Consider the following 6,713-nt stretch of genomic DNA (forward strand, 5'->3'; position numbering starts at 1 on the left):
CTTGCGGGCCTGAACCCGTCGGGTGTCATTTGTGAAATCATGAGTGATTCGGGTGAAATGGCGCGACTGCCAGAACTGGTAGAGTTTGCCAAGAAGCACAATCTCAAGATCGCACAGATTGCTGATCTGATCCGCTATCGCCGCAAGCATGAAAAAGTCGTTCAGCGCAAAGCCACCACCAAGATCAAAAGTGTGAATGGCGGCGAGTTTGACATGCATCTTTATGTCAACAACGTCACCTATGCCGAACATATTGCACTGGTCAAAGGTGATATTTCTGATGATGCGCCGGTTCTGACCCGTGTGCATGCCTTAAATGTGATAGAAGATGTCTTGGGCGATACCCAAACGGGCCATCAGGGCCAACTTTCAGCTGCCATGCGCCAGATCGGCGAGGAGGGGCGTGGTGTGGTTGTCCTGATCCGTGAACCGCGCCCGAACACGCTTTCTGCATCGATTGCCAAACTGATCGAGATGAATGGCGGTGATGGCGATGCTCTGCGTCAGGAATTGGCGAGTGAAAACGGTGATGGCGATTTGCGCGACTATGGTGTCGGTGCGCAAATCTTGCATGATCTTGGCATTCGCGACATGATTCTGCTTTCAAATACCAAACGCCACATTGTAGGACTTGACGGCTTCGGTCTAAATCTGGTTGATCAGCGTCCGCTTGTCGTCTCGGAGGAATAAAATCATGAGCAACGCCCCCCACATTCTGATTGTGGATGCGCCGTATTACACGCATATCGTCGAAGACCTTGTCAAAGGGGCGGCTTCGACGCTGCAAGCTGGTGGCGCGACATGGGACCGAATTTCGGTCGCGGGTGCGTTTGAAGTGCCGATTACCATCCGTTATGCTGTGCAGTCGATGGAAGAACTGGCCACCGGTCCGCGCTATGACGGTTATCTTGCGCTGGGGTGTGTTATCCGTGGCGAAACCACGCATTACGACCACATTTGCGAAGAAGCCAACCGTGCGCTGATGCAGCTTTGCCTTGACTACAACCTGGCAATCGGCAATGGCATCCTGACTGTCGAGAACGAGGCGCAGGCACTTGCGCGGGCCAAGGCTGACGAAAAGAACAAGGGCGGCGAGGCTGCCAAAGCTGTTCTGCGTCAGATTGAAGTTCAAAACCACTTTGGAATACATCACAAGTAATGACCGAGAAATCAAAGGCATCAGCCGCACAACGGCGCAGCGCGGCGCGGTTTGCCGCTATTCAGGCGCTTTACCAGGCAGAGCTTTCGCAGCTGCCTGCCGCTGATATCGTGCGCGAATATTCCGACTTCCGCCTTGATGGTACGGGTGGTCGCGATCTTGATGTGCCAAACGAAGACCTGATCGATCCGGATCGCGGCTTTTTCGCCGATCTGGTTCAGGGCGTTGCCGCGCGCATGGTCGATCTTGATGCGCTGATCAATGGAGCGCTTGAAAAGGGCTGGACCACGCAGCGTCTTGAGACGGTTCTGCGCAGTATCCTGCGTGCGGGCACGTATGAACTGATCGCACGTGAAGACGTGCCGATGCGGGTTGTCATCACGGAATATGTCGACGCAGCACATTCGTTCTTTGACGAGAACGAACCGAAGCTGGTCAATGCCGTGCTGGATCGTATCGGGAAAACCTTGCGTCCCGGTGAAGCCGGACAGAATTGATATGGCAGCGCGATCCGGCGAATTTGAACTGATCGCGCGCCATTTTGCGCCCATTGCGCAAAGTGATCCGGCCGCATTGTCTTTGAAGGATGATGCGGCCGTATTTTCTCCACCAGCCGGGCACGAGGTTGTTGTAACCACCGATGCGCTGGTGGCTGATGTCCATTTCCGAAGCATTGATGAACCGGAACTGATCGCAAAGAAAGTTCTGCGCGTGAACCTGTCGGACTTGGCGGCCATGGGCGCCCGACCGGGGGGCGTGGTATTGAGTTCGGGTTATAGTCGCGATCTGTCGGATGACTGGGTGGCGCGATTTGCCAAGGGTTTTGGCGAAGATTGTACGGCTTATGATGTGTCGCTTTGGGGCGGAGATACGGTTGCAACGCCGGGCCCGACATTCTTCAGCCTGACGGCATTTGGCTATGTTCCAACGGGCAGGGCCCTGCGACGTGATCTGGCAAAGCCGGGCGATGTTTTAGCCGTCACCGGAACGTTGGGTAATGCGGCCTTGGGGCTGGCGCTACTGAACGGCGAATTTCCCGATCTTGCACCGGATTTGGCCGCGTTTCTGAAAGACCGTTATTGGTTGCCGCAGCCACGGATGACCGAAAGTGCGGCCTGTATCGCATCGGAAAGACGCCTGGCTGCCATGGATATTTCCGACGGGCTTGCAGGTGATTGTCGCAAGATTTGTTCTGCTTCGGGTGTCGGTCTTGTGATCAACCGCGATGCTGTTCCGCTATCCAAGGCGGCACGGGCTGTGTTGGATAGTGACGAAGACCAGTGGTCGCGCATTCTTGCGGGCGGTGATGATTACGAACTTCTGATTGCGGGCGCACCCGACGATGTTGCTGCCTTGGGCGAAGCCTTCACCGTCATCGGTGGGGTCACGGATGAAGTCGGTGTTGTATCACTGATCGGTGCGGATGGAAAAACGGCCGAACTCGCAGATGGCGGGTTCGACCATTTTAAATAACGACAGATATCTAGATCGGCTCAGGCGGCTTATTTCTGCTCGCTGAAGCGACCGAGGTTGCCAAAGAGCTGCTGCAGGATCGTGATTTCACGACCGGCAGTCGGTGTAACGCGGTCCGTCGGGATAACCGGTTTTCCGTCCTCGAGGTCATATTCACTCAGGATTTCAACGCGATTGGCCGCATCGAAGCTGATCAGAATGACTTTCTGCTGGACGGTTTCGGGTTCGAAGAACGCAACGGTCTCGGTCACACTGGAAATATAAAGCCAGACATTTTCGTCAAAGGCGGCAACCGATGATGGCGATCCCAGAATATTGGTTACATCACCCTTGGTCGATTCTCCGACAGAGATCTGTTCAAGCTGTTCTGGGTCCGGCGCGTGGCCGCGGGTCGCAATTCTGGGGCTGCAGGCAGCGACAAAGGCAATAGCCAGCCCTGCCAGCATGATCAGGGGAATGCGGGTAGTTTTGTTATCCATGAAGCTCACCTGAGCGACCCTCTTCTTGAAGCGAAACCGGAATTGCCTTGAGTTTCTGCGCGAGGCGCATGATATTGCCGGGCAATGCATGGGGCAGACATGCCCCAATGAGATTTACGGCATTCTGCGTGCCACGACAGGAATGTCAACGAAGGAGTGTTACTGTTGTTTGGATGGCTTAAGAAAAAAGACCGCAAGCAAACTGCTGCGTTCGAGCTTTACACGGCAATGGTAACCCAGGCGCGCCAACCGGACTTCTACGCAAAGCTTGGCGTTCCCGACAAGATGGAAGGGCGCTTTGACCTTATTCTCGTTCATGCATTCATCCTGTTTCGCCGTTTGAAGGCCGATGATGGTGACCGTGATCTTGCACAGCGCATCTTTGATGTGATGTTTTCTGATCTTGATCAGAACATGCGTGAAATGGGGATCGGCGATGTCGGTATCCTGAAACGGATCCGCAAGATGTCTGAATCCTACCATGGGCGCATTGTTGCCTATGAAGAAGGTGTTCAGTCTGGCGCAGCCGAGCTTGCCGCCGCACTGGACCGTAATCTTTACGCTGACTGTAGTGTCAGCAATGAACAACTTATGGCGATGGTCGGCTATATCCACGACGCGCTGACCAGCCTTGAAAATCAAACCATTTTGCAAATGCAGAACGGCGCGGTTCATTTTCCCGATGTCCCGGCTGTTGCTGTATCTGACTCGCACGAGAAAGAACGACCTGATGCCTGATAATTTTACCCCCGAGTTTTCCCGTATTGTCAAAACCGATGAAATGGTCAGTGGCAAAGAGAAACTTGTTATTGAAGCCAATGAAAAGGAACGTGCCGAACTGGCCAAACGGTTCGAGCTGGTTTCCATTGATAGCCTGCGTGCCGAGCTCGAAGTTAAAACCGCGTCAAACGGCGAAGTTACCGTGCGTGGTCCGATGAGTGCCGAAATCGTTCAGCGCTGTGTCGCAACACTCGAGCCCGTGCCGGAAACCGTTGAAGATACGGTCGAGGTTCTTTTCTCGCCGCATGTTTCCGAAGAAGACATGCCGTCAAACCCGGACGATCTTGAAAATCTGTCAGAAGCCGAATTGATGGCGCTGCTTGAACAGCCCGAACCGCTTGTCGATGGCATGATTGATCTGGGCGAGGTTGTTGCACAGTTCCTGGCCGTTGCGATGGACCCGTATCCGCGCAAGGATGATGCAGAGCTGCCGGACTCGATCCAGACCGAAGAAGAGGCCGACGCCGACAAACCCAACCCGTTTGCGCAGCTTGCAGGCCTTAAAGAACAGCTTGAAAAGAAAAAATAGTGGTCATCCGGGCGGGAACGTCTGATGATTAGGCTTGTTGAATATGCCGGTATTTACCGGCATTTCACATTTTGACTGCACTATGACCGTGTTCACACTGTTATGGTGTGGGCAGCCGGAATGTGCTTTACCTTGTATCTGGTGGAGAATTCCGGTAATTACGGGCGTTCCGGCCCATTGATGACAAGCTTTGCCTATTGGCTTGCCTGCCGGATACCCGGTTCAGAGATTTTAGAACAACCATAAGAGAATACGTTGCCTGAACAGGTTTGCATATCACTTGACGCGATGGGAGGAGACCACGCGCCTGAGATGGTTTTGGCTGGTGCCGAAATTGCGCTCAAGCGTTTGCCCCATCTCAAGTTTCTGATGTTTGGTGATGAAGCGAAACTCAAACCGCTTTTGGCCAAATATCCAACACTGGAAGCTGTCAGCGACATCCGCCACGCTTCGCAGGAAGTCATGATGGAAGACAAACCTTCCGTCGCGCTTCGCCAGCGCCGTGATTCCAGCATGCGTCTTGCCATCAACGCCGTCAAAGAGGGCGACGCACAAGGTGTCGTGTCTGCCGGGAATACCGGTGCGCTGATGGCGATGGCCAAGTTCGTTTTGAAAACTGTCCGCGGCATCGATCGCCCGGCAATCGCGACCTATATGCCGACACAGCGCGGCGAGACGGTGATGCTTGACCTTGGCGCAAACATCGAATGTGACGAACACAACCTTGTGCAGTTTGCCCTGATGGGGGAAGTGTTCACACGGATCCTGTTTGGTCTTGAAAAGCCGTCTGTTGGTTTGCTTAACGTCGGTATCGAAGAACTCAAGGGGAATGAGTCGGTCAAGAAAGCCGCGGCGATTTTGCGCGACATTGATCTGCCGATCCGTTTTGAGGGCTTTGTTGAAGGGGATGACCTGGCCAAGGGTACGGTCGATGTGATCGTGACTGACGGGTTTACCGGCAACGTTGCGCTGAAAACCGCAGAAGGCACTGCGCGTCTGCTGGTGCATTTCCTGCGCGAGACGTTCAAAAGTTCGTTCTTTGCCAAGATTGGTTATCTTCTTGCCCGTCGTTCGCTTCAGCGTTTCCGTGATCGCATGGATCCGCGCCGTTATAACGGGGCCATGTTGCTTGGCCTGAATGGTATTGCGGTCAAAAGCCATGGCGGCACCGACGCGCTTGGTTTTTCCAACGCCATCGGGGTTTGCCACGATCTGATCGTGAACAACCTCAATGACAGCATCAAGCACGAGCTTGCACTATTTGAAGAGGCCATGAGCGGCCTTGAAAATGCGGAGCAAGAAGACGTTGCCGTTCCTGTTGGTCAAGCCAACTGATTAACCCACCAGAAAAACAGAAAACCGGCGGTCCCCAAATCATGACAACTCGTTCTCGCATTATTGGTTGCGGTTCATATTTGCCTGCAAACGTTGTAACCAATGATGATCTGGCCAAGCGCGTTGACACGTCAGATGAATGGATTGTTGCCCGTACGGGCATTCGTCAGCGCCACATCGCAGCCGAAGGTGAGACCACCAGTGATCTTGCCTTTGCCGCTGCCAAAAGCGCGATGGAACATGCCGGTGTCACATCTGATCACATCGATCTGATCATTGTTGCGACCGCGACCCCGGACAACACATTCCCGGCCACAGCCACCAAGGTGCAAAATCGCCTTGGGGTCAAAGGGTTCGCCTTTGATGTTCAGGCGGTTTGTTCTGGCTTTATCTATGCGCTGACGACGGCGGATATGTATATCCGTAACGGTCAGGCCAAAACCGCGCTTGTCATCGGGGCGGAGACTTTTTCGCGTATCCTTGATTGGGAAGACCGCCGGACCTGTGTGCTGTTTGGGGATGGTGCGGGGGCTGTCGTCGTGCAGGCCGTTGAAGGCCAGGGCACGATCGAAGACGTCGGTATTCTTGCCAACCGTCTGCATTCGGATGGCAGCAAGTATGAGCTGCTTTATGTTGATGGCGGGCCATCTGCGACCCAGACCGTCGGGCATTTGCGCATGGAAGGTCAGGAAGTCTTCCGCCACGCTGTGACAAACCTTGCCAGCGTTATCCGCGAAGTCCTGGCCGATACCGGCCTGGAGCCGGGCGATATCGACTGGCTGGTGCCGCATCAGGCCAACCAGCGCATTCTCGATAGTACGGCGCGCAAGTTTGGTATTTCCAAGGATAAGGTGGTTGTGACGGTTGATCGTCACGCCAACACGTCTGCGGCGTCAATCCCATTGGCACTGGCCGAGGCGGTCCATGACGGACGTGTCAAACGCGGTGATATTGTCGT

9 protein-coding genes are annotated in these 6,713 nt (G+C 54.3%); 8 read left to right on the forward strand and 1 reads right to left on the reverse strand.

Annotated features, from left to right (window positions below):
• The 4 genes from B3Z49_RS15110 to thiL all read left to right on the forward strand — a co-directional run.
• On the forward strand, positions 1-690 hold a 690-nt coding region (locus tag B3Z49_RS15110; protein ID WP_296992381.1), incomplete at its 5' end, for a 3,4-dihydroxy-2-butanone-4-phosphate synthase.
• A gap of 4 nt (positions 691-694) precedes the next feature.
• On the forward strand, positions 695-1,159 hold the full coding sequence (ribH, locus tag B3Z49_RS15115; protein ID WP_008891105.1) for a 6,7-dimethyl-8-ribityllumazine synthase: 465 nt from the start codon (positions 695-697) through the stop codon (positions 1,157-1,159).
• On the forward strand, positions 1,159-1,656 hold the full coding sequence (nusB, locus tag B3Z49_RS15120; protein WP_063089462.1) for a transcription antitermination factor NusB: 498 nt from the start codon (positions 1,159-1,161) through the stop codon (positions 1,654-1,656). Before ribH ends, nusB begins: the two co-directional genes overlap by 1 nt.
• A gap of 1 nt (position 1,657) precedes the next feature.
• The gene (thiL, locus tag B3Z49_RS15125) at positions 1,658-2,632 is read left to right on the forward strand and encodes a thiamine-phosphate kinase (RefSeq protein ID WP_296992384.1); all 975 of its coding nucleotides are present in this window, start codon (positions 1,658-1,660) and stop codon (positions 2,630-2,632) included.
• A gap of 29 nt (positions 2,633-2,661) precedes the next feature.
• Here thiL and B3Z49_RS15130 read toward each other — a convergent pair whose 3' ends face one another.
• Positions 2,662-3,111, reverse strand: a complete 450-nt coding sequence (locus B3Z49_RS15130; protein ID WP_008891102.1) for an outer membrane protein assembly factor BamE — start codon at positions 3,109-3,111, stop codon at positions 2,662-2,664.
• 156 nt (positions 3,112-3,267) lie between these two features.
• Between B3Z49_RS15130 and B3Z49_RS15135 the strand changes: the two genes are divergently transcribed.
• From B3Z49_RS15135 to B3Z49_RS15150, 4 genes are all read left to right on the forward strand, one after another.
• Positions 3,268-3,849, forward strand: coding sequence for a ubiquinol-cytochrome C chaperone family protein (locus tag B3Z49_RS15135; RefSeq protein ID WP_296992387.1), 582 nt, complete (start codon positions 3,268-3,270; stop codon positions 3,847-3,849).
• The gene (locus B3Z49_RS15140; RefSeq protein WP_008891100.1) at positions 3,842-4,420 is read left to right on the forward strand and encodes a YceD family protein; all 579 of its coding nucleotides are present in this window, start codon (positions 3,842-3,844) and stop codon (positions 4,418-4,420) included. Before B3Z49_RS15135 ends, B3Z49_RS15140 begins: the two co-directional genes overlap by 8 nt.
• Positions 4,421-4,675: 255 nt before the next feature.
• On the forward strand, positions 4,676-5,755 hold the full coding sequence (plsX, locus tag B3Z49_RS15145) for a phosphate acyltransferase PlsX (protein ID WP_063089467.1): 1,080 nt from the start codon (positions 4,676-4,678) through the stop codon (positions 5,753-5,755).
• A 41-nt stretch (positions 5,756-5,796) separates the two neighbouring features.
• Positions 5,797-6,713 (forward strand): beta-ketoacyl-ACP synthase III (locus tag B3Z49_RS15150; protein ID WP_296992391.1); only part of this gene is annotated, 917 nt, incomplete at its 3' end.

Source organism: Thalassospira sp. UBA1131 (assembly GCF_002311515.1).
Taxonomy (GTDB): domain Bacteria; phylum Pseudomonadota; class Alphaproteobacteria; order Rhodospirillales; family Thalassospiraceae; genus Thalassospira.

Bases quoted from the DNA above. Each gene is read 5' to 3' on its own strand.
- ribH (WP_008891105.1), top strand. From the start codon at position 695: ATGAGCAACGCCCCCCACATTCTGATTGTGGATGCGCCGTATTACACG.
- nusB (WP_063089462.1), top strand. From the start codon at position 1,159: ATGACCGAGAAATCAAAGGCATCAGCCGCACAACGGCGCAGCGCGGCG.
- thiL (WP_296992384.1), top strand. From the start codon at position 1,658: ATGGCAGCGCGATCCGGCGAATTTGAACTGATCGCGCGCCATTTTGCG.
- B3Z49_RS15130 (WP_008891102.1), bottom strand. From the start codon at position 3,111: ATGGATAACAAAACTACCCGCATTCCCCTGATCATGCTGGCAGGGCTG.
- B3Z49_RS15140 (WP_008891100.1), top strand. From the start codon at position 3,842: ATGCCTGATAATTTTACCCCCGAGTTTTCCCGTATTGTCAAAACCGAT.